Below are 21,559 nucleotides of genomic sequence, written 5' to 3'. Positions count from 1 at the left end.
AAGGGCAGGTCAGCGATGCCGCTCCACAAGGGCTCCGCCGAGAGCGCCGAACCGTCCGACGCACGCCGCAGGCTCGCCCTCAACCCCTTCTTCGGCGAGGCCGACCCGGTCGCCGGAATGGAGTCGGCGCCGCCGCGCCACCGGATGCCCGACGGACCGCTGCCGCCGCACACCGCGTACGGACTGGTCCACGACGAGCTGATGCTCGACGGCAACTCCCGGCTCAACCTGGCCACCTTCGTCACCACCTGGATGGAGCCCCAGGCCGGGGTGCTGATGGCCGAGTGCCGCGACAAGAACATGATCGACAAGGACGAGTACCCGCGCACCGCCGAACTGGAGCGGCGCTGCGTGGCGATGCTCGCCGATCTGTGGAACGCCCCCGACCCGTCGGCGGCCGTGGGCTGCTCGACCACCGGGTCCAGCGAGGCGTGCATGCTGGCCGCGCTGGCGCTCAAGCGCCGCTGGGCCGCGAAGAACGCCGACCGCTATCCGGCGACCGCCCGGCCCAATCTGGTGATGGGCGTCAACGTGCAGGTGTGCTGGGAGAAGTTCTGCACCTTCTGGGAGGTCGAACCGCGCTTCGTCCCCATGGAGGGCGAGCGCTACCACCTCGACCCGCAGGCCGCCGCCGCGCTCTGCGACGAGAACACCATCGGCGTCGTCGGCATCCTCGGCTCCACCTTCGACGGCAGCTACGAGCCCGTCGCCGAACTGTGCGCGGCCCTGGACGCCCTCCAGGAGCGCACCGGCCTGGACATCCCCGTCCATGTGGACGGGGCGTCCGGGGCGATGGTGGCGCCGTTCCTCGACGAGGACCTGGTCTGGGACTTCCGGCTGCCCCGGGTCTCCTCCATCAACACCTCGGGGCACAAGTACGGCCTGGTCTACCCGGGCGTCGGCTGGGCGCTGTGGCGCTCACCCGCCGAACTGCCCGAGGAGCTGGTCTTCCGGGTCAACTACCTGGGCGGCGACATGCCGACCTTCGCGCTCAACTTCTCCCGGCCCGGCGCCCAGGTGGTCGCGCAGTACTACACCTTCCTGCGGCTGGGCCGCGAGGGCTACCGGGCCGTGCAGCAGGCCTCCCGGGACGTGGCGACCGGACTGGCGGAGAAGATCGAGGCGCTGGGCGACTTCCGGCTGCTGACCCGGGGCGACCAGCTGCCCGTCTTCGCGCTCACCACCAGGCCGGAGGTGACCGCGTACGACGTCTTCGACGTCTCCCGCCGGCTGCGCGAACGGGGCTGGCTGGTGCCCGCGTACACCTTCCCCGCCAACCGGGAGGACCTCTCGGTGCTGCGGATCGTCTGCCGCAACGGCTTCTCCTCGGACCTGGCCGCGCTGCTCCTGGAGGACCTGACCCTCCTGCTGCCGGAACTGCGCGCCCAGGACCACCCGTTGAGCCGCGACCGGGCCCCCGCCACCTCCTTCCACCACTGAGGCTCAGCGGCTGAGCCGCGCGAACCTCCGCACGGCCAGCGGGAAGAACACCGCGAGCATCGCCAACGGCCAGAGCACCGCGAGGAGTCCGGCGTGGCCGGCGGCCCAGGAGTCACCGCCGCCGCCGGGGTTCCCGAACAGTCCGCGCACCGCCGTCGCGGTGGCCGACAGCGGGTTCCACTCCACGGCCGCGCCCAGCCGGCCCGGCATCGACTCCGGGACCGCGAACACGTTGGAGAGGAAGCCCACCGGCCAGACCAGGACCTGCACCGTCTGGACCAGCTCCGGCCGCCCGGCCACCAGCGCCAGCAGGATGCCGAGCCACAGCATCGCGAACCGCAGCAGCAGGAGCAGCCCCACCGCGCCCAGCGCCGCGGCCGCCCCGTCGTGCCACCGCCAGCCGACGGCGTACCCCACCGCGCCCATCACCAGGAGCCCGGCCACCGACTGGAGCATGTCCGCGACCGAGCGGCCCACGAGCACGGTGCCGGAGACCATCGGCATCGAGCGGAACCGGTCCACGACCCCCTTGTCGAGGTCCCGGGTGACCGCGAGCATCGTCCCCTCCAGGCCGAAGGCCATGGTCAGCGTCAGCATGCCGGGCACCAGGTACTCGGACGGGTCGCCCTCGACACCGCGGCCACCGCCCACCAGATAGGTGAACATCAGCAGCAGCATCACGGGGAAGACCAGGCCCACCGCGACCTGCACCGGCTGCCGCGCCCAGTGCGCCAGTTCGCGCCGGGTCATCGTCCAGGAGTCCGCCACCACCCAGGTCACCGCGCTCACGCGGACACCTCCACATGCTCGTCACGGCCGGTCAGGGAGAGGAAGACCTCGTCGAGCGTCGGGCGCCGGACGGCGATGTCGTCCACCGCGACGCCCGCCTCCTCCAGCGCCCGTACGGCACCGGCGAGCGCCGCCATGCGGTCGGCGGCGGGGGCCCCGACCGTCCGCCGGTCCGGGTCGGTCACCGCGCCGCCGGGCAGCAGCGCCGCCGCGTGCTCCAGCTGGGCGGCGTCACGCACCACCACCTCGACGCGGTCGCCGCCGACCCGCGCCTTCAGCTCGTCGGCCGTGCCCTCGGCGGCCACCCGGCCGCCGTCCACCAGGGAGATCCGGTCGGCGAGCTGATCGGCCTCCTCCAGGTACTGCGTGGTCAGCAGGACCGTCGTGCCGGCCCCGACCAGGGAGCGCACCGCCGCCCACACCTCGGCCCGGCCGCGCGGGTCGAGCCCGGTGGTCGGCTCGTCCAGGAACAGCACCTCGGGCTCGGTGATCAGGCTCGCGGCCAGATCGAGGCGGCGCCGCATGCCGCCGCTGTAGGCGCGGACCGCCTTGCGGCCGGTGCCGTCGAGGCCGAAGCGGGTCAGCAGTTCGTCCGCCCGCGCCCCGGCCCGGCGCGCGCCCAGGTGGTACAGCCGGCCGAACATCTCCAGGTTCTGCCGGCCGCCCAGCTCCTCGTCGAGCGCCGCGTGCTGCCCGAGGAGCCCGATCCGGCGGCGGACCTCGCCCGGCTCCCTCCGTACGTCGTGGCCCGCCACCTCGGCCCGGCCGGCGTCGTACCGGAGCAGGGTCGACAGGATGCGGACCAGGGTGGTCTTGCCCGCGCCGTTGGGCCCCAGGACCGCGTGCACGGTGGACCGGGGCACGGTCAGGTCCAGCCCGTCCAGGGCGTACCGCGCCCCGTAGCGTTTGCGCACTCCCTCGACGACGATCGCGTCCGTCTCCATCGCCTCACCCCTTTGTAGTCAAACTTGACTAGTACGAGGAAGGAAAGGTAGGCGACCGCGCGTTATTCGTCAAACTTGATTAGTGGGCGTCCCCGGGATCCGGCACCCCGGTCGCGTACGGGTTCTCCTGGCCCTCGGCCAGCACCCCGACGAAGGGCTCGCCCTCGCCCGCGAAGACGTACGCCCCGCCCTCGATCCGGGCGATCAGGCCGCGCGTCCACTCCGCGCCCGCGTCCGCCGAGTGCACCCAGAGGTTCATGACCTCGCCGATGTGGCCGACCGCCTCGGGCCCGTCCTGCGGGATGTAGTGCTCGGTGACCGCGGCCCGCCAGACCGCCAGGTTCTCCAGCCGCTGCCGCAGCAGGGCGACCGCCTCGGAGCGCTCCAGGTCGACGATGAAGCCGATGCCCGCGGAGAGCACGTCCATCTTCTGGTCGTACGAGGTCAGCGCGGCGCGCAGCAGGGAGAGGTACTCCTCGGTGCCGCGCGCGGTGATCTCGTACTCGGTGCGCGGCGGGCCGCCGACCGTGCTCGGCGCCACCTCGTGGGCGAGCAGCATGCCCTGCTTGGCCAGCTGCTTCAGCGCGTGGTAGACGGAGCCCGGCTTGGCGTTGGACCACTCGTGCGCGCCCCAGTACTCCAGGTCGTTGCGCACCTGGTAGCCGTGCGCACGGCCGTGCTGGCGGACGGCGCCGAGGACCAGCAGCCGGATCGCGGACATGCCTCCACCCTCTCTGATCAACTTTGACCAGAGTAGCCGGGCGGGCGGACCGGCCCCCGCGGAGCCGTCCGGGAGTCAGAGCGGGAAGTGGCTCCGGCCGTGCTGGATGGAGATCCACTTCTGCGTGGTGAACGCCTCCACCGTCGCGTCGCCGTTCAGCCGGCCGTTCCCGGAGGCCTTCTCGCCGCCGAAGGCGACCAGCGGGTCGTCCTGGACGGTGGCGTCGTTGACGTGGAACATCCCGCTGTCGATCCGCCGGGCGAACCGCACCCCGCGCTCTGGGTCCGCGGTGTGCACCGCGCCGCTGAGGCCGTAGGGGCTGTCGTCCGCGATCCGCACGGCCTCGTCCTCGCCGTCGAAGGGGATCAGCAGCGCCACCGGGCCGAAGATCTCCTGGGAGAGCAGCGGGGAGTCCGCCGGGAGGCCGGTGAGCACGGTCGGTCCGACCAGCGTGCCCCGGGTGCGGCCCCGCACGAGCGCGGTGGCGCCCTCGGCGAGGGCCTGGTCGACCAGGGCGGTCAGCGCCTCGGCCTGGAAGGTGTTGATGACCGGACCGATCTCGGTCTCCGGATCGCGCGGGTCGCCGGTGCGGAGCGCGGCCACCCGGGCGGTGAACTTCTCGGTGAACTCGGCGGCGATCGACCGGTCCACCAGGATCCGGTTGGCCGCCATGCAGACCTGGCCCTGATAGACGAAGCGGCTGAAGACCGCCGCGTCGACCGCGTAGTCGAGATCCGCGTCGTCGAGCACCACCAGGGCGCTGTTGCCGCTGAGTTCGAGGATGACGCGCTTGAAGCGGGCACCCGCGGTCGCGGCGACATGGCGGCCCGTGCGGTCCGATCCCGCGAAGGAGATCACCTTGGGGACCGGGTGCTCGATGAACGCGTCGCCTATCTCCGCTATGTCGGTGACGACGACGTTGAGCAGCCCGGCCGGCAGCCCGGCCTCCTCGAAGATCCGGGCGACCAGTCCGCCGCCGGTCACCGGGGCGTTCTGGTTGGGCTTGAGGACGACGGCGTTGCCGAGGGCCAGGGCCGGCGCGACGGACTTCATCGTCACCAGGAAGGGGAAGTTGAAGGGGCTGATGACCCCGATGACCCCGACCGGGACGCGGTAGAGGCGGTTCTCCTTGCCGTCGACCGGCGAGGGCAGGATCCGGGCGGCGGGGAGCAGGGCCTGACGGGCGGCCTCGCGCAGGAAGTCCTGGGCGGCGGCCAGTTCGTACCGCGCCTTGGAGCGGGTGCCGCCCAGTTCGTCGACGATCGCCTCGACGATGTCGTCGGCCAGCTCCTCGGTGACGCGCACCGCCCGCTCCAGCACGCCCCGGCGCTCGTGCGCGGTGGCGGCGGCCCAGTCGCGCTGGGCGCGCTCGGCGGCGCGATAGGCCCGGTCGACCTCGTCGGCGGTGGCGACGGTGATGGCGGCGAGCTTTTCCCCGTTGTAGGGATTGAAATCGATGATGTCCCACGAACCCGATCCGGCGCGCCATTCACCGTCGATGTACTGCGCGGCCAGCTCGTGGAAGAAGGACATGCGATCCCTTAACTCAGGTGCAGACTCCTGCGGTCGCGCCATCGTACTGAAATCTCAGGAGAGTTGGAGAAGTCCTCGAAGGAGATCCCGGCTCTCCTCGGGCCCGGGGCTCTCCTCGTGGAGGCGCGTCATCGCCTTTTCGTACTGGGCGACCTCCTCTGCCTTGTCCAGATAGAGCGCACTTGTCAGCTGCTCCAAATAGACAATGTCCGACAGATCGGATTCCGGGAATCGAAGCATCGTGAAAGCGCCGCTCTCGCCCGCGTGCCCGCCGAAACTGAAGGGCATCACCTGGAGCGTGATGTTGGGCCGTTCCGACATATCGATCAGATGCCGCAATTGCGCCCGCATCACCTCCCGCCCGCCGTACGGACGGCGCAGCGCGGCCTCGTCCAGGACGGCGTGGAAGCTCGGGGCGCGTTCGGAGACGAGGGCCTTCTGGCGTTCCAGCCGCAGCGCGACGCGGCGGTCGATCTCGGCCGCGGGGGCGCCCCGCATGCCCCGGGCGACGACGGCGTGCGCATAGTCCTCGGTCTGCAACAGACCGTGCACGAACTGGACTTCGTAGATCCGGATGAGCGAGGCGGCACCCTCCAGACCGATGTACGTCTGGAACCAGCCGGGCAGGACGTCCCCGTAACTGTGCCACCAGCCCGCCACGTTGGCCTCGCGGGCCAGGCCGAGCAGGGATTCGCGCTCCGCCTCGTCCGTGACCCCGTAGAGCGTGAGCAGGTCCTCGACGTCCCTGGCCTTGAAGCTCACCCGTCCCAACTCCATGCGGCTGATCTTCGATTCGGAAGCCCGGATCGAGTAGCCGGCCGCTTCCCGGGTGATGCCGCGGGAGTCCCGCAGCCGCCTGAGCTGCGAGCCCAGCAGGATGCGCCGCACCACGGATCCACTCGACTCGCCTGCCGCCACCGGTCCAACCCTCCCCATCGCTTCCTGGGCATCGGGGCACCCCCGAACCCCAAGAGCCGGATTCTGCCATCAAAACGCTTCAGCCCGTACTCATTCGATTACGGAAATGAGAAGAGATCCGGAACCCCTCGATTCCTCCCCGGGGAAGAAATAGCCAAGAATCGGCACGGGGTCGGACAGGTCCGGCGCGTGCACGTGCATCTGCCCTTGCATCTGCCCTGCGCATTCGGAACCATGGAGCTCGCGCACCTGCGTGCTCGTTCGTGTTGTGCCGCTGTACCCCGCGTACCCGTAGTACCCGATACAGCCGCGATTCCCGGGAGTGCCTCGCATGGGGACGAATGGATCGACGATGCTCGAGCCGTTACGGCAGGGGCTTCCCCCCATCGATCCCTCCGCCGTCTCCGGATCGGCCACCTGCACCCTGCCCGCCCGTTACGAGGCCGTCGGCGGGGCCAGGCAGTTCACCCGGGCGACGCTCAACGGCTGGGGCCTGCACGAGCGTTTCGACGATGTCGCGCTCGTGGTCTCCGAACTCGTCACCAACGCACTGCGGCACGCCCTGCCGGACGACGCCGCGCGCGAGTGCCAGGACCCGCCCGTGCGGCTGCACCTGATGCGCTGGACCTCGCGGCTGGTCTGCGCGGTGCGCGACCCCAGCCGGGAGGGACCCGTGGCGTCCGAGGCCGCGGACTCCGCGGAGTCGGGCCGGGGGCTGTTCCTGGTGGAGTCCTTCAGCGACAGCTGGGGCTGGCACCCGTCACCCGTATTGACTACGGAGAGTGCGACCGCCGGGGGTCCCCCGCGCGGGAAGGTCGTCTGGGCGCTGTTCCGGCTCTCCGACCCCGCGTGACGCGCGGCGGAACGGAACGCTGACCCCCGCGGGGGCCCGGCGCACCCCTCGGGGTGCCGTCAGGCCTCCGCTATGAGGTGGTCGAACTCCCCGTCCTTCACGCCCAGCAGCAGAGCCTCTATCTCCGCGGGCGTATAGACCAGGGCCGGCCCGTCCGGGTGCCGGGAATTGCGCATCGCCACGTCCCCGTCGGGCAGCTTCGCGAACTCCACGCAGGAACCCTGGGAGTTGCTGTGCCTGCTCTTCTGCCAGACGACTCCGCGAAGCTCTGTGGCCGCCATGCCGTTGTACACGTGGTGCACAGGAAGCTCCCCGAGTTGCAAGGTGCAAGTGTCAACTGTCTCGGATCATAGCTGTGTTCAATTTCCCGTGCATGAGCGGATGCATGAGCAGATGCACGTGCACGGGGGGTGTTCCCTCGGTTACTCATTTCCGTCCGGTCATCCCTCAGGACGTGCGGGAGTTCCCCGTGGTTGAGACGCGCGAGCAGCCGGTTCGGCTCCCGATTACGGGAGTTGGTCACAGGGATCGATGGCCGGACCACTGGTAGCTTGGACGGCCATTCGTCATCCAGGGGGAATTCCGCATGTACCGAATCGCACGTTCCGGCGCTCTCCTCGCCACCGGCCTGCTGGCCGCGCTGGCGCTGACCGGGTGCGGCAGCGACGGCCCGGACATCGACGAGGACCGGGGCTCGCCCCATACGGACGTCCCCGCACCGGGCGGCAGCGAGGACTCCGCTTCGGGCGGGTCCTCGGCCGCCGGCGACCTCAAGGCGCTCGAAGGGGCCTGGGCCGGGCAGACCGACGGCAAGGCCGTGGTGCTGTCCGTCGCCGCCGGGAAGGCCGTCGTCGTGGCCGACGCCCATGTCTGCACGGGCAGCGCCAAGGACATGGGCAAGCCGATGCTGGAACTCACCTGCGCCGACGGCGACACCGCGCGGACCATGGGCACGATCGAGTCGAACGACGGGAAGAAGGTCGTCGTCTCCTGGGACGCCGGCACCGAGGACACCCTGGCCAGGACCGACGCCGACGCGTTGAAGGGGCTGCCGGACCTGCCCGGACTGCCGACCCCGTAGGGCCGTGGCGGGCGGGGCTACGACCGGCCGCGCCCACCGCCGTCCAGCCCCCGGGAGAAGTCCTCCAGCGCCCGCAGGAGCAGATCCGCCCCGTTGCGCAGGAAGGGGTCGGGGCCGTCGGGTCCCGGCTCGTCCCAGCGCTCCAGCGCCTCGCGGACCGGCGACCAGTCCGGCACCCGCCGCTCCCGTACGGCCTTGGCGCCCCGCTCGGTGGCCCGGCGCAGCGCCTCGGCCAGCGGGGCCGCGGCCCGCACCGGAGTGGCGCCGCGCTCCGGCAGATGCGCCTCCATCAGCATCGCGACCCGGCCGAACTGGGCCAGGGCGTGCTGGGTCTCGTCGGCCGCCGCGCGGGACATGCCCCGGTGGCGGACCGGTTCGTGCTGGGCGGTGGAGACCGCCTCCTGCCAGGCGACGCGGGCGTCGCGGGTGGCGAGCAGGGCGTGCCGGACGTCGTCGTGGCCCCGGTCGTCCGGATCGGCGTACTGGTCGACGACCGCCGCCGCGTACCGCCCGTCCGCCTTGAGCCAGTCCCCCAGCCGGCCCCGCAGTCTCGGCGTCTCCCAGGCCGGGTAGACGGCGTACGAGACCATCGCGAGGAGCCCGCCGAGCAGGGTGAGCAGAACCCGTTCGAGGACGGTCTGGGAGAGGTCGTCGCCGGCCATGCCCAGCAGGAAGACCACGTACGCGGCGATGCATGCCTGGCCGACGGCGTAACCGGTGCGCATCAGCAGGTACATCAGCAGGGCGCAGGCGACGGCGAGCACGGCGGAGAGGCCGACGCGGGGATGGGCCGCCTCGACGACGACGCTGGCCGCGAAGACCCCGACGACGGTGCCGCCGAAGCGGGCCACGGAGCGTTCGTACGTCTTGGAGAACTCCGGCCGCATCACCATGACGGCCGCCATGGGCACCCAGTAGCCGTGGCCGAACGGGAGGACCCGGCCCAGCAGATAGCCGGCCGCGCCGACCACGGTGATCCGGATCGCGTGCCGGAGGACCGGGGAGCCGTGGTGCAGTTCGCGGCGCATGGACCGCAGTACGACCGGGACGAGCCGCAGCAGTCCGGGCCGCCGCTGGTGCTCGGCCGGGATGCGGCCCTCCCGGCCCGCCTCGATGGCGTCGGCGGCCTCCTCCGCCCGCGCCCGCTCCTCGCGGGTGCCCTCGCCCTCGGCGGCCTCCATGACGTCGGCGAGCAGGGCGGCCAGCCGGTCGGCGGCGCGGAGCGGCGGGCCGGCCAGCAGCGCCCCGGTGTCGGGGGTCCTGAGCGCGGCGACGGCGGGGCCGGGGAGCTGTACGGGGTCGCCGTGGCGGATGGCGCGCGCGGCGGCGTCGAGAATGGAGCCGGCGGCGGCCAGCAGTTCGCGGACCCGGTCGCGTTCGGCGCCCTCGGAGGGGACGCCCATCGCGGGGTCGGCCAGCGAGGCGAGCACCGGGCGGATCCGCTCGGCGAGCCCGCGCGAACCGTGCAGTTCGGCGGGGCGGCGGCGGGCCTGGCGGGCGGTGACGGCGGCGGCCTGCCGGGCCAGCATCAGCGGTTCGGGGTCGAAGTGGGCGACCGGGTCGTGGCGCAGCCGGCGGGCGTAGTCCGCCTCGGCCGCCAGGGCGTCGGCCAGGGCGTCGCGCTGGGCGCCCCACCGGCGCACCGGGAACAGCACGATCAGCGCCGCCTGGACGACCCCGCCGAAGGTGATCATCACGGCGTGCAGGCCCGCCTCGGCGACGGAGGTGGGCAGCGTGATCGTCACGAGCATGATCGCGACGTTGGACGCGGCGATGATGCCGCCGGTCGGCCCGGCCGCCCAGGCCAGCCCGGCCACGAAGGTCCACACCACCAGCAGCGCCAGGAAGAGCGGGAGACGCGGGCCGGTGACATAGCCGAGGAAGGTCGAGACGCCCAGGCTGAAGCCGGAGACCAGGGCGAGCACGGGCCGGGGGCGCCAGCTGCGCTGGAAGGTGGCGATGGCCGCCTGGAACGCGCCGAAGGCGGAGCTGGCGGCGACCACCGGGCCGAACAGGGCCAGGCTCACCCCGATGACCAGGGCGAGCCCGGCCGCGCCGCGCACGGCGATCAGCGGTTCGAGACGTGCCCTCTCGATCGTCAGCCCCGAGCGGGCGGTCTCCCTCAGCGCCCGGAGCCAGCTCATGCCCAGAGCCTAACCGGAATTACCGATATGCCCGAGTTGTCGTGCGCCGGTCGCCCCTACGGCCCCGCCCCGGAGGAGTCCGTCCGCCCGGAGGAGTCGGTCCGCCCGGAGGAGTCGTTCCCGCGGTCAGTCCCGCAGCTCCGGCGCGCTCCCGCCCATCCGGGCACGGTCGGCCGCGGCGGTGCCGTGGGTCCAGCCGTCGAGGTCGGTGGCCCCCCGGACCCGGGTGGACGTCGTCCTCGGGAACATCCGCTCCGCCGCGTCCGTGACCGCCACGTCCCGGGCCGCCAGCACGGGCAGCAGTCCGGATCCGCCGCCGGGGGCGCGACCGTCCCCGGCGGCCCCCGCCGCGTCGGCCTCGGCGGTGGCGCGGGCCGTGCCGTCGGCCAGCCGGCGGCCCAGCCGCTGGGCGTACGCCATCAGGAAGGACTGCCGGAAGGTCTTGGTCCGCTTGCGTCCGCCGGCCCGCTGGCCCGCCTCGGCCCGGGTCATCGCCGCCGTGCCCTGCACCAGCAGGGAGGTGTGGAGCAGCTCCACGGCCTCCAGGTCCGGCTCGAAGCCGACCACGGTCGTGAAGCCGAACGCGTCGTTCCACACGGCCCGGCAGCGGTTCGCCGAGGCGACGGCGTCCAGCAGGATCGCCTTGGCCGTCTCGTACGGCGCGTCCACCCCGATCCGGCGGGCGCCGGGCCCGCCGGAGCCCCGACCGCGCGCCGCGAGCAGCGCCTCGTCGATGCTGTGGCGGGCCATCAGCTCCTGGGCCTTGGCCGTGAGCGCCTCCGCCTCCTCCGGATAGCCGGTCGCCTCGGCCTTGGCCAGCAGCGCCCGGATGCGCGTCAGCATCCGCGGCTCGCCGTGGACGGGCGACGGCGGCGCGGCGGCGGCCCCGGTACCGGGCGGCGGCCCCACCGGCTCGATCGCGGGCAGCCCGAGCAGCAGCCGGTAGAGACCGAGGAGCGCGGAGGCGTACGAGAAGCGGTCCGGCCGCCAGGCCGGCGGCGGGTCGGGCAGCTCGTCCAGTTGCTCCCGCCAGCGCGGCGGAAGCACCGGATAGCGGCGGGTCTCGGCGGCGATCAGCCCGGCGGCCAGACCCGCCGCGTACGCGTCGCGCTCACGGCGGACCAGGCGCACGACGTCGGCGGGCAGCCAGCCCCGGTCCCAGGCGCGCCGGACGAACTCCTCGCCCCGGCGCAGCAGCTCCGCGTCGCTGGAGGGGTCGGCGGCCAGGAGCGAGGCGCCGGTGTCGATCCCGTCGTCGCCGTCCGCGTACAGGGCCGCCGCGCACGCCCGGTCGATCACCGATTCCATGGGGCCAGGGTAGGCGGACGGGCCCGCACACCCTTCGTCCACACCCTGTGGACAACGGACGGGCGCCCGCCCCGGCGCCTCACGGCAGCAGGACGAGCTTCCCCCGGACGTGCCCCCGCTCGCTCAGCTCCTGCGCCCTGGCGGCCTCCTCCAGGGACAGCGCGGCGGCGACGGGCACCCGCAGCTCCCCGGCGGCCGCGCGCCGGGCGTGCTCGGCCAGCTGCTCGCCGGAGCGGGAGCCGCCGCCGGAGAAGGCCACGCCGTACTTCGCCGCGTCCGGGTCGGCGATGGTGACGATCCGGTCCGTGGTGCCGCCGCGCAGCTCGACCGAGTCCGGCAGCGCGCCGCGCCCGGAGGCGTCGAAGACCGCGTCCACCCCCTGCGGGGCCGCCTCGCGCACCCGCTCGACCAGCCCGTCCCCGTACGTCACGGGCGTGGCCCCCAGCACCCGCAGATAGTCGTGGTTGGCCGGCGAGGCGGTGCCGATCACGGTCGCGCCCCGGGCGACGGCGAGCTGCACGGCGGCGGTGCCGACGGCCCCGGCGGCCCCGTGGAGCAGCAGCGTCTCCCCCGAGGCCACGGCCAGTTCGTCCAGGACGCGCTGGGCGGTGCTCGCCGCGATCGTCAGGGCGGCCGCGTCCTGCCAGTCCAGCCCCGGCGGCTTGCGGGCGATCAGGGAGGCGGCGGCCAGCGCGTACTCGGCGTAGGAACCGGTGGCGGTCCAGCCCAGCACCTCGTCCCCGACGGCGAAGCCGGTGACGCCCTCGCCGAGCGCGTCGACCACCCCGGCGCCCTCGACGCCCGGGACCGCCGGGAGCGAGGTGGAGAACACGTCCTCCATCCAGCCGCGCCGGATCTTGTAGTCCATCGGGTTGACCGCCGCGGCCCTGATCCGCAGCCGGACCTGCCCCGGACCGGGGTGGGGGTCCTCGACCCGGGCCGGATGCAGCACCTCGGGTCCGCCGAACTCCTCGAAAACGATCGCTTCCACGGTGTCGTCCGCCTCCTCCTGGCACGGTTGCTGGGACGGGCCGCCGGCCGGCGCGCGGTCCGGAACCGATCCTTCCAGCGACGGCCGCCCCGCGCCTTTCGTCCCGCTGTCAGTGGCGGGTGCCAGACTCGGCCGTATGACCGAACGCTGGGCTCTGGCCGCCACGGAGGGCGGCGGTGCGCTCCTCGCGCCGCTGGACGCCGCCGGCCTGCCCACCGGCCCGGTCCGCGCCGAGCCGGACCTGGCCGAGGCGGTCCGCTCCCGCCCCTCGGTGGCCCGCTGGGTGTGGCGTTCGACGGCGGAGGTCTATCCCCGGCTGCTGGCCGCCGGAGTCCGGGTCGAGCGGTGCTACGACGTCGAGGTCGCCGAATCCCTGCTGCTGGGCCACGAGGGGCGGCACGGCGAGCCCCGCTCCGCCGCGGCGGCCCGTGCCCGGCTGCACGGCGGCCCGGTGCCTCCCGACCCCCCGCCCCGCTCGGCCGAACCGGGCGCGCAGTCCTCCCTGTTCGACCCCCCGTCCGGGACGGAGCTGCCCCTCGACGCCCTGCTCCAGGTCTACGCCGCCCAGCTCGCCCGGCACGACGCGACGGACCGCCCGGACCGGATGCGGCTGTTGACGGCCTCCGAATCGGCCGGGATGCTGGTCGCCGCCGAGATGGACCGCGCGGGCCTGCCCTGGCGGGCCGACGTCCACCGCGAGGTGCTGCACGAGCTGCTGGGCGAGCGGTACGCGGGCGGCGGCGAGCCCCGCAGGCTGGCCGAGCTGGCGGACGAGGTGTCCGCCGCGTTCGGCCGCAGGGTCCGCCCCGATCTGCCCGCCGATGTGGTGAAGGCCTTCGCGCAGGCCGGCATCAAGGTCCGCTCGACCCGCCGCTGGGAGCTGGAGGAGCTGGACCATCCGGCGGTGCGCCCCCTGATCGCGTACAAGAAGCTCTACCGGATCTGGACCGCGCACGGCTGGGGCTGGCTCCAGGACTGGGTGCGCGACGGCCGGTTCCGCCCCGGCTACCAGCCGGGCGGTTCGGTCAGCGGCCGCTGGACGACCAACGGCGGCGGGGCGCTCCAGATCCCCAAGGTGATCCGGCGGGCGGTCGTCGCCGACGACGGCTGGGTGCTGGTGGTGGCCGACGCCGACCAGATGGAGCCCCGGGTGCTGGCCGCGATCTCCCGCGATCCCGGTCTCATGGAGGTGGCCGGCCACGACGGCGATCTGTACACGGCGCTGTCGGACCGCGCCTTCCACGGCGACCGCGACCACGCCAAGCTCGCCCTCCTGGGGGCGGTCTACGGGCAGACCTCGGGGGACGGGCTGAAGAATCTGGCCGCCCTGCGCCGCCGGTTCCCGCGGGCGGTCGCCTATGTGGACGAGGCCGCGAAGGCCGGCGAGGAGGGCCGGCTCGTGCGGACCTGGCTGGGAAGGACCTCCCCGCCGGCCGCGGGCGGGGCGGACGACGGGGAGGCCGGTCTTCCCCAGGAGTCCGGCGGTCCGGACGGCACGGGGGCCTCGGACGGCTGGACTCCGGGCTATGCCTCGTCGGACGCGCGGGCGCGCGGCCGGTTCACCCGCAACTTCGTGGTGCAGGGCAGTGCGGCCGACTGGGCGCTGCTGCTCCTGGCCGCGCTGCGGCGGTCGCTCACCGCGGCCGGTCTCCGCGCCGAGCTGGTCTTCTTCCAGCACGACGAGGTGATCGTGCACTGCCCCCGCGAGGAGGCGGACGCGGTGGTGGAGGCGATCGGGGCCGCCGGTGCGCTGGCCGGGCGCACCACGTTCGGCGCGACCCCGGTGCGCTTCCCGTTCACGACGGCCGTGGTCGAGCGGTACGCGGACGCGAAATGACGTCCCCGTCCGCCCTGTTCGGGGTGGAGGGAAAGACCCCGGCCCGACCGAAACCCCCTCCGGTCCGGGCCGGGGCGCGGCGTGTGCCCCGGGGAGAGAGCCCGGGGCACACGCACGCAGCGGGATTCACCCCGCCGGTCTGCCCGTCTACCCGCGCTCCCACAACGCGGGGACGTTCGGCGGCTCCCAGCCGGTCAGGGCGGTGTGAGCCTGCAGACAGCGGTAGGTGACCCCGCCGTACGTGACGCGGTCGCCCGCGTTGTACAGCGTCCCGGCCTTCCAGGTGCCGCCCGGTTCGGTGGGCGGGTCCGTCGGGTCGGTCGGCGGATCGGTGGGCGTCTGGGCGACGTTGAGGACGAAGTCGAACGTCCCCTGCTGCCCGGAGCCCGCGGACCTGACGTTCATCAGGAGCGCCGGGTCGTAGATCGTGTCGGTGTTGTTGCGCGGTTCGTTCGGGAAGTAGAGCTGGGTGGTGAGGACCGAGGAGCCGGGCGCCTGGACCTTCACGTGGATGTGCCGGGTACGGCCCGGGTACAGCCCCGGGACGATCGTCGTGAGCGAGAACGCCCCCTGCGCGTTGGTGAACTGGTGCCCGCGGAAGGCGTATCCGCTCATGTCGTACGCGCCGTTGGTGTCGGCCTGCCAGAAGTCCAGCAGCGCCCCGGAGATCGGCTGGCAGGCCCGGCCGAAGACGTAGCCGCTGACCGTGAGCGGGACACCGGGGGTTCCCGCCGTCACCAGGCTGGTGCGGAGCGGGGAGTTGGGCTTGAAGTACGGGCCCTCGATCTGGTCGCGCGTGGGGCCGTCGCCGTCGTCGCACTCGGGCGTCGGGGCGAGCGGTGCCCCGGCTGCGGCGTTGTCCCGGGCGAGGGCGACACCGCCGCCGGCGAGCAGCGGGACGGCGGAGGCGACCAGGGCCGCCTTGAGCAGGCTCTTGCGGCTGATCCGCCGGTCGGCCGGGGTGCCGTCGGCCGGGTCCGGAAGCGGTACGGAGGTCGGGTCGGAGCTCATGGCTGATTCCTCGGGGTGGTGGGGGAGGGCACGTGCGGGGGTGGGGGCGGGGCCCGAGGTCGGGGCTCGGACCCGCGCCCCCCGTTCCTCGTTCTCCGGAGGGTGTCGACCGGACTACCGGTCCCTGGGCGCGCCCTACAGGGCCTGCCAGAGCGCGGGTACGTTCGGCGGGGTCCAGCCGGGCTGCGCCAGGTGGGCCTGGAGGCAGCGGTAGCTGGCGGAGCCGTAGGTCACGACATCACCGGCGGAGTAGTTGGTGCCGGCCGCCCAGGTACCGCCCGGGTTGGTCGGCGGGTCGGTCGGGTCCGGCGGGGTGCTGCCGTTGGTGACCAGGGTGACGCCGTAGGCCGCGAGGGCCGGGTTGATCGGCTGGAAGTACGTCGTACCGCCCTGGGAGCAGTTCCCGGTGCCGCCCGAGGTGACGCCCTGGGCCTGGCTGCCGGAGATGAACGAGCCTCCGGAGTCGCCCGGTTCGGCGCACACGTTGGTGCGGGTCACCCCGGAGACGGTGCCCTCCTGGTACGTGACGCTGCTGTTGCGCTGCTGGATGGTCCCGCAGTGCCAGCCGGTCGTCGAACCGGAGCGGCAGACGGACTGGCCCTCGATCGCCTCGGTGGACCCGGTGACCGTGATGTCGGGGTTGCCGTAGCCGTTCACCAGCGGACGAGGGGTCCAGTTGGTGTTGGTGGCGACCCACGAGTAGTCGCGGCCGGGGAAGGTCGAGCCCTGGAACGAGCCCTGGGCCTGCTGGTTGTAGCCGCTGGTGCTGACGCCCGGGGTGCCGCAGTGCCCGGCGCTGACGAAGCCGCTCTGGGTGCCGCGCTTGACCGGGAAGCCGATCGAGCAGCGTCCGGAGCCGTTCATGTAGTACGCGTCGCCGCCGCGCAGGTCCGCGAAGGTCCGGGGGGTGCCCTGGGACGGGGCGACCTTCACGAGTGCGCGGGAGACGCCGGCCGCCGCGAGGAAGGCGTCGGCCGCGGCGCCGCCGTCGGCCTGGACCACGACACGGTTGGCGGCGACGTCGACGTACCAGGCGGGCACGTCGGCCGGGGCCTTGCGCAGCGCCACCCGGTCGAGGGCGGCCTTGGCGGTGTTCAGCTCGGCGAGGCTGTGGTCCACGACGACGGCCTCGGCGCCCGCCTCCGTGATGCGGGCGGTGTCCGAGGCGTCGGTGGTGGCGACCGTCAGACCGGCGTCGCCGCCGCTGATCCGGGCACCGGCGTATCCGGCGCCGAGCGAGCGCATGAGGCCGGAGGCCGCGGCGACCGCGCGGGACTCGTTGCCGAGCCGGCTGCGCGCCTGGTCGGCGGTGAGTCCGAGGTCGCGCTGCATGGCCTTGAGCAGGCCGGGGGACAGCTGGTCCGCACCCGCGGCGGGGACGCGGGAGGTGGGGTCGGCGGACGCGGTGCCGGTGAGCCCGGCCAGCGCGAGCGCACCGACGGCCACGGTGGCGGTACACGCGGCCAGGGCGCGTCTGCGGAGCATGGATCTCTCCACGGAACTCTCCTTGACTTCGGGGGAATTGCCGACAACGTAGCCGCGTACACGTCATCCCAGGAGATCCCGTCCGCCCCATCGCACGGCGTTATGGGGCTGCTCTGACCGGCCGCGATGCACCGGATCTCCGGTCCGCGGGCTCCCCCGCCACGGCCCGCACGAGTAGGTTCCTCTCATGCGAATAGGCCGGTTGCTGGGCAGCGGACGCTCCGCCGATGTGTACGAACTGGACGAGCGGTGGGTCCTGCGGCGCTACCGCGACGGATTGGACGCCTCTCGCGAACTGCCCGTCATGTCCTATCTCTCGGCGTCCGGCTACCCGGTCCCCCGGCTCGGCCCGCAGCCCCCTTCGGCCGGTCCCGGCGATCTGGTCCTCCAGCGGCTGACCGGTCCCACGCTGGCGGAGGCCCTGCTGGGCGGTGCCATGGGCGGCGACGAGGCCGCCGGTCTGCTGGCGGATCTGCTCGCCGAGCTCCACACGGTCCCGGCCCGGCTCTCGCTCGATCCCGAGGACCGGATCCTCCATCTCGACCTGCATCCGGAGAACGTGATGCTGACCGCGGACGGCCCGGTGGTCATCGACTGGAGCAACACCGAGGAGGGGCTGCCCGCCCTGGACCGGGCCATGTCCGCCCTGATCCTGGCGCAGCTGGCCGTCGATCCGGACTTCCCGGCGGCCGACCCGGTCCGGGTGCTGCTCACCGCCCTGGTGCCGCGACTGCTGGCGAACGGCGGCATCCCGGACGGCGCCCTCGCCGCCGCGGCGGGCCGCCGGTCCGCCAACCCGACGCTGTCCCCGGCCGAACTCGCCCTGATCGGGGAGGGGTCGGAGCTGGTGACGGCGCTCGCGACGGCCTGACGGACGCCCGGCGGGGAGGGACGGGGCGGTCTGCGCCCCGCCCCCATGTGGTCTACGCCCCCGCCCCCACATGTTCCGCCGGCCGGACGCGCAGGGCGAGGGCGGCGGGGAGCACCGCGGCGACCACGGCGACCAGCGCGTTCACCGCGACGACGAGACCGAGGGTCCCCCAGGGCACCACGATCCCCGCGTCCGCGCCGAGCCGTCCGAGCGCGGCCCGCACCCCCAGCAGGTTCAGCCCGGCCACCGCCCCGCCGAGCACGGCGCCGACGGCCACCACGGCCAGGGCCTCCGCCGCGACGGCCCGCAGCACCTGGGCCCGGGTCGCCCCGGCCAGCCGCAGCACCGCCAGGTCCCGCACCCGGCCCGCGGTGGCCATCACCTGGACCGCGGCCAGCGCGATCCCCGTGTGGACGAGGGCGATCAGCAGGATCATCAGGAGACCGACGCGGGTGTTCCGTCCGCTGCTCCGCCCTTCGTCGGCGAGGGCCTCGGACCGGGCCGTGACGGTGGTGCCGGTGGCCTCGCCGGCCGCGGCCAGCCGGGCGGCGACGGCCGAACGATCGGCGCCGGCCCGGACCTTGACCTCGACCCGGTCGATCCGGGCGCCTCCGGCGTTGCGCGGGGTCACGTACACCCCGTTGCCGCCGGTGCCGGTCCGCATGACGCCCGCGATCCGCAGGGTGGTGCGGCGCCCGTCGCCCAGCCAGACGGTGACCCGCGCGCCCATCCGGTGCGTCGCCCACTCCTCGTTGACGATCACGGACCCGTCGTCCAGGTCCGCGAGATCCCCTGCCACCAGGGGCAGCGAGGAGACCGCCGCCGCGTCGGCCGGGTCCACGCCCCGCGCCTCCGAGGTGATCAGGGCCGTCCCCTCCTCCAGCACGCTGAGGGAGGTGGACCGCGAGGCGCTGACGACCGCGCCGGGGACCGCCCGCGCCCGGTCGACGAACGCGGCCGGTACGGCGCCCCCGCCCGCCACCGCCACGAAGTCCGCGGCCGACCGCCGGTCCGCCTCGGCCGCGCGGGCCCCGGCGAGGGTCGCCGTGGTGCCCAGCAGGGAGGCGGCCATGGCCGTGGTGACCAGGACGGGTGCGGCGACCGCCGCCGTCCTGCGCAGCGCGGCACAGGCGTTCTCCCTGGTCAGCAGGGGTACGGCGGTGGGCAGCCTGGACGGCAGCCACAGCAGCAGCCGGGTGACGGGCCGGACCAGCACGGGGGCGAACAGCGCGAACCCGGTGATCAGCACCATCGGCTGGGTGACATACGTCTTGCGCGCGAGCAGGTCCGCCGGGTCCCGGACGAGGGCGAGGAGCGGCAGGGCGATCCCGGCGAGCAGCACGGCCGCGCCCAGCACCACCCGGCTCAGCGGCATGGTCCCGCTGTCGACGTCGGACTCGCGCAGCGCCTCGACGGGCGCCACCTTCCCGGCCCGCCGCGCGGCGAGGACCGAACCGAGGAGCGCCACCGCGAGTCCGGTCCAGAAGGCGGTGTGCAGCGGCCAGTTCCGCTCGCCGATCGCGAACCAGCCGGGCGCGATGCCCTCGTCCCTCATCAGGGCGGCCAGCCGGGGCGCACCGGACATCCCGAGCCGGACGCCCGCGGCCGAGGCGAGCACCCCGACGAGCAGCGCCTCCGCGTACACCGTCCGCCGGACCTGCCCCGGCGTCGCGCCCGCCGTGCGCAGCAGTCCGATCTCGCGGCGGCGCTGCGCCACGGCGTACGAGAACGTGGAGGCGACCACGAGGAGCGAGACGAACGCGGTGATCCCGGCGGCCGTGCCGAGCAGGGCGTTCACGGAGACGAGCGCCTCGGCGTCCCGGTCCGGATCGGGATCGGCCCGCCGCCGGTCGTCGCCGGTGAGAACGGCGAGCGGGGCGGTGGTGGCCTCCGGTGCCGTGACGTCGGGGGTGGCCGGCGCCGCCCGGTCCGCCGCGGCCACGGCGGTGCGTACGGCGGCGGCCGGGGCGTGGACGACGACGGCGTCGACGGCCGGGGAGATCCGGGCGGCCTCGGAGGCGGTGAAGAACACGGCGGTCTCGAAGCCCGCCGGGCGGACCGTGCCGACGACGGTCCGGGGGCCGGTGAAGCGCGGGGTCGTGACGGTGATCCGGTCCCCGGGGCGGACACCGGAGCCGGGTCCGGCGGTGACGACGACCTCGCCGGGCGCGGCCGGGGCGCGGCCCGCGGTCAACCGGTAGGGCGTGGCGGCGGCGACCGGCCAGGGGTGGCCGACCGGTCCCGTACCGTCCGCGACCGGCCGCGGATGGTCGACCGGTCCCGTACCGTCCGGAACCGGCCGGGAGTCGTCGAGCCGTCCCGTACCGTCCGGAACCGGCCCGGGACGGCCGACCGGTCCCGTGCCGTCCGCGTCGAGCCGTGCGGCGGCGGTGACCGAGACGGGAAAGGTCCGGTCCTCGACCGTGGGGCCGAGCCGCGCGAGGGCGGTGACGACGGCGGGCGGCACGGGCCGCGGCGAGGTCAGCTTCCGGGTCCGGACGCCGACCGGGGTGGGAACCTCCAGCCGGTCCGCGCCCCGGACCACCACGGGGGCGGCGGCGAACCGTTGCGGCCCGCGGTGGGGGGCGTCGAACGTGGCGGCGAGCGCCAGCCCGGTGGCGGCGACGGTGCCCACGCCCAGCGCCAGCGCGAGGAAGGAACCGGCGAGGGTGACCCAGCGGGCCCGGAGCCCGGAGAACAGCACGCTCAGCACGGGAGCACCGCCGCGTCCTGCCCGGAGGCAGCCGTCACCTGCGACGCGCCCTCGGCGCACCCACCCCGCTTGGGGACGGCCGCCATCCGCGACGCCTCCTCGGCGCCCGCACACACCGCCACGTCCCCCTCACCGCACCCACCCCGCCCGGAGGCAGCCGTCATCCGCGTCATGCGGGTGGCGATCCGCTCGGCGGTCGGGCCGGTCAGGGTGTCCCGGATCCGGCCGTCGGCGAGGAACAGCACCTGGTCCGCGCACGAGGCGGCGACCGGATCGTGGGTCACCATGATCACGGTCTGGCCCTCGTCGGCCATGGCCCGCAGCAGCGTCAGCACCTGCCGGCCGGACGCGGAGTCCAGGGCCCCGGTCGGCTCGTCGCCGAACAGCACCTCGGGGCGGGTGACGAGGGCGCGGGCGAGGGCCACGCGCTGCTGCTGGCCGCCGGACAGTTCGCCCGGCCGGTGACCCGCGCGGTCGCGCAGCCCGACCCGGTCCAGTACGTCCAGGACCTCCGCCCGCCGGGGCCGGCGGCCGGCCAGCCGCAGCGGCAGGGCGACGTTCTGCTCGGCGGTGAGCGCGGGCAGCAGGTTGTACGCCTGGAAGACGAAGCCGATCCGGGTGCGGCGCAGCCGGGACAGCTTCCGTTCGGAGAGCCCGGTCAGTTCGGTGTCCCCGAGCAGGACCCGGCCGGCGGTGGGGCGGTCCAGCCCGGCGGTGCACTGGAGCAGGGTGGACTTGCCGGACCCGGAGGGCCCCATGACGGCGGTGAACGTGCCCCGGGGGATGTCCAGGGTGACGGCGTCGAGCGCGGTGACCGCGCCGGGTCCCGTGCCGTAGGAGCGGGTGACCGAGCGGAGCCGGAGGGCGGGGTGAGTCATGGACACCACCCAACCGCCGCCGCCCGCAGGGCACATCGGAGC

The 21,559-nt window shown here is 74.1% G+C and carries 18 protein-coding genes; 5 read left to right on the top strand and 13 right to left on the bottom strand.

Annotated elements, in window-relative coordinates:
• Positions 1 to 15 precede the first annotated feature (15 nt).
• Complete coding sequence (locus ACFVDM_RS32120; RefSeq protein WP_383648643.1) at positions 16 to 1,440, top strand: glutamate decarboxylase; 1,425 nt, start codon at positions 16 to 18, stop codon at positions 1,438 to 1,440.
• 3 nt (positions 1,441 to 1,443) lie between these two features.
• Here the strand turns inward: ACFVDM_RS32120 and ACFVDM_RS32115 are convergent, their stop codons facing one another.
• The 5 genes from ACFVDM_RS32115 to ACFVDM_RS32095 all read right to left on the bottom strand — a co-directional run bounded on the left by ACFVDM_RS32115 (position 1,444) and on the right by ACFVDM_RS32095 (position 6,363).
• On the bottom strand, positions 1,444 to 2,190 hold the full coding sequence (locus ACFVDM_RS32115; protein WP_383648822.1) for an ABC transporter permease: 747 nt from the start codon (positions 2,188 to 2,190) through the stop codon (positions 1,444 to 1,446).
• A 35-nt stretch (positions 2,191 to 2,225) separates the two neighbouring features.
• Positions 2,226 to 3,173: an ATP-binding cassette domain-containing protein gene (locus ACFVDM_RS32110; protein WP_383648641.1), complete on the bottom strand. Its 948-nt coding sequence runs from the start codon at positions 3,171 to 3,173 to the stop codon at positions 2,226 to 2,228.
• A gap of 79 nt (positions 3,174 to 3,252) precedes the next feature.
• A complete protein-coding gene (locus ACFVDM_RS32105; protein WP_383648638.1) occupies positions 3,253 to 3,894 on the bottom strand; it encodes a PadR family transcriptional regulator in 642 nt (213 codons plus the stop codon).
• Between the two features lie 75 nt (positions 3,895 to 3,969).
• Positions 3,970 to 5,427 (bottom strand): aldehyde dehydrogenase family protein, encoded by a 1,458-nt coding sequence (locus ACFVDM_RS32100; protein ID WP_383648636.1) that lies wholly within the window; start codon positions 5,425 to 5,427, stop codon positions 3,970 to 3,972.
• Between the two features lie 54 nt (positions 5,428 to 5,481).
• Complete coding sequence (locus ACFVDM_RS32095) at positions 5,482 to 6,363, bottom strand: helix-turn-helix domain-containing protein (RefSeq protein ID WP_383648633.1); 882 nt, start codon at positions 6,361 to 6,363, stop codon at positions 5,482 to 5,484.
• A 334-nt stretch (positions 6,364 to 6,697) separates the two neighbouring features.
• Here ACFVDM_RS32095 and ACFVDM_RS32090 point away from each other — a divergent pair, with 334 nt between their 5' ends.
• Positions 6,698 to 7,198: an ATP-binding protein gene (locus ACFVDM_RS32090; RefSeq protein WP_383648631.1), complete on the top strand. Its 501-nt coding sequence runs from the start codon at positions 6,698 to 6,700 to the stop codon at positions 7,196 to 7,198.
• Between the two features lie 59 nt (positions 7,199 to 7,257).
• Here the strand turns inward: ACFVDM_RS32090 and ACFVDM_RS32085 are convergent, their stop codons facing one another.
• Positions 7,258 to 7,500: a DUF397 domain-containing protein gene (locus ACFVDM_RS32085; protein WP_250969074.1), complete on the bottom strand. Its 243-nt coding sequence runs from the start codon at positions 7,498 to 7,500 to the stop codon at positions 7,258 to 7,260.
• Positions 7,501 to 7,784: 284 nt separating this feature from the next.
• On the opposite strand from ACFVDM_RS32085, the gene ACFVDM_RS32080 reads away from it, so the two are divergent.
• On the top strand, positions 7,785 to 8,279 hold the full coding sequence (locus ACFVDM_RS32080; RefSeq protein ID WP_383648626.1) for a hypothetical protein: 495 nt from the start codon (positions 7,785 to 7,787) through the stop codon (positions 8,277 to 8,279).
• 17 nt (positions 8,280 to 8,296) lie between these two features.
• Here the strand turns inward: ACFVDM_RS32080 and ACFVDM_RS32075 are convergent, their stop codons facing one another.
• The 3 genes from ACFVDM_RS32075 to ACFVDM_RS32065 all read right to left on the bottom strand — a co-directional run bounded on the left by ACFVDM_RS32075 (position 8,297) and on the right by ACFVDM_RS32065 (position 12,722).
• On the bottom strand, positions 8,297 to 10,423 hold the full coding sequence (locus tag ACFVDM_RS32075) for an FUSC family protein (RefSeq protein WP_383648624.1): 2,127 nt from the start codon (positions 10,421 to 10,423) through the stop codon (positions 8,297 to 8,299).
• A 126-nt stretch (positions 10,424 to 10,549) separates the two neighbouring features.
• Positions 10,550 to 11,731 carry a DUF2786 domain-containing protein gene (locus ACFVDM_RS32070; RefSeq protein ID WP_383648622.1) on the bottom strand — a complete coding sequence of 394 codons (1,182 nt, stop codon included), beginning with the start codon at positions 11,729 to 11,731 and terminating at the stop codon, positions 10,550 to 10,552.
• Between the two features lie 79 nt (positions 11,732 to 11,810).
• Positions 11,811 to 12,722 (bottom strand): NADP-dependent oxidoreductase, encoded by a 912-nt coding sequence (locus ACFVDM_RS32065; RefSeq protein ID WP_383648620.1) that lies wholly within the window; start codon positions 12,720 to 12,722, stop codon positions 11,811 to 11,813.
• Between the two features lie 136 nt (positions 12,723 to 12,858).
• Between ACFVDM_RS32065 and ACFVDM_RS32060 the strand changes: the two genes are divergently transcribed.
• The gene (locus tag ACFVDM_RS32060; RefSeq protein WP_383648618.1) at positions 12,859 to 14,559 is read left to right on the top strand and encodes a bifunctional 3'-5' exonuclease/DNA polymerase; all 1,701 of its coding nucleotides are present in this window, start codon (positions 12,859 to 12,861) and stop codon (positions 14,557 to 14,559) included.
• A gap of 147 nt (positions 14,560 to 14,706) precedes the next feature.
• Here ACFVDM_RS32060 and ACFVDM_RS32055 read toward each other — a convergent pair whose 3' ends face one another.
• Together ACFVDM_RS32055 and ACFVDM_RS32050 are read right to left on the bottom strand one after the other, a co-directional pair.
• Positions 14,707 to 15,570: a carbohydrate-binding protein gene (locus tag ACFVDM_RS32055; RefSeq protein WP_383648616.1), complete on the bottom strand. Its 864-nt coding sequence runs from the start codon at positions 15,568 to 15,570 to the stop codon at positions 14,707 to 14,709.
• A gap of 135 nt (positions 15,571 to 15,705) precedes the next feature.
• A complete protein-coding gene (locus tag ACFVDM_RS32050; RefSeq protein ID WP_383648614.1) occupies positions 15,706 to 17,067 on the bottom strand; it encodes an alpha-lytic protease prodomain-containing protein in 1,362 nt (453 codons plus the stop codon).
• A gap of 175 nt (positions 17,068 to 17,242) precedes the next feature.
• On the opposite strand from ACFVDM_RS32050, the gene ACFVDM_RS32045 reads away from it, so the two are divergent.
• A complete protein-coding gene (locus tag ACFVDM_RS32045) occupies positions 17,243 to 17,926 on the top strand; it encodes a phosphotransferase (protein ID WP_383648612.1) in 684 nt (227 codons plus the stop codon).
• Positions 17,927 to 17,978: 52 nt separating this feature from the next.
• On the opposite strand, the gene ACFVDM_RS32040 is transcribed toward ACFVDM_RS32045, so the two are convergent.
• Both ACFVDM_RS32040 and ACFVDM_RS32035 read right to left on the bottom strand, forming a co-directional pair.
• A complete protein-coding gene (locus tag ACFVDM_RS32040; protein WP_383648610.1) occupies positions 17,979 to 20,639 on the bottom strand; it encodes an FtsX-like permease family protein in 2,661 nt (886 codons plus the stop codon).
• Positions 20,633 to 21,517 carry an ABC transporter ATP-binding protein gene (locus tag ACFVDM_RS32035; protein WP_383648608.1) on the bottom strand — a complete coding sequence of 295 codons (885 nt, stop codon included), beginning with the start codon at positions 21,515 to 21,517 and terminating at the stop codon, positions 20,633 to 20,635. Before ACFVDM_RS32035 ends, ACFVDM_RS32040 begins: the two co-directional genes overlap by 7 nt.
• Positions 21,518 to 21,559 lie beyond the last annotated feature (42 nt).

Source organism: Streptomyces sp. NPDC057682, assembly GCF_042799575.1.
Lineage (GTDB): Bacteria > Actinomycetota > Actinomycetes > Streptomycetales > Streptomycetaceae > Streptomyces.
The sequence above is the reverse complement of the archived record's forward strand: the minus strand, read 5'-3'. Positions and strand labels throughout refer to the sequence as shown.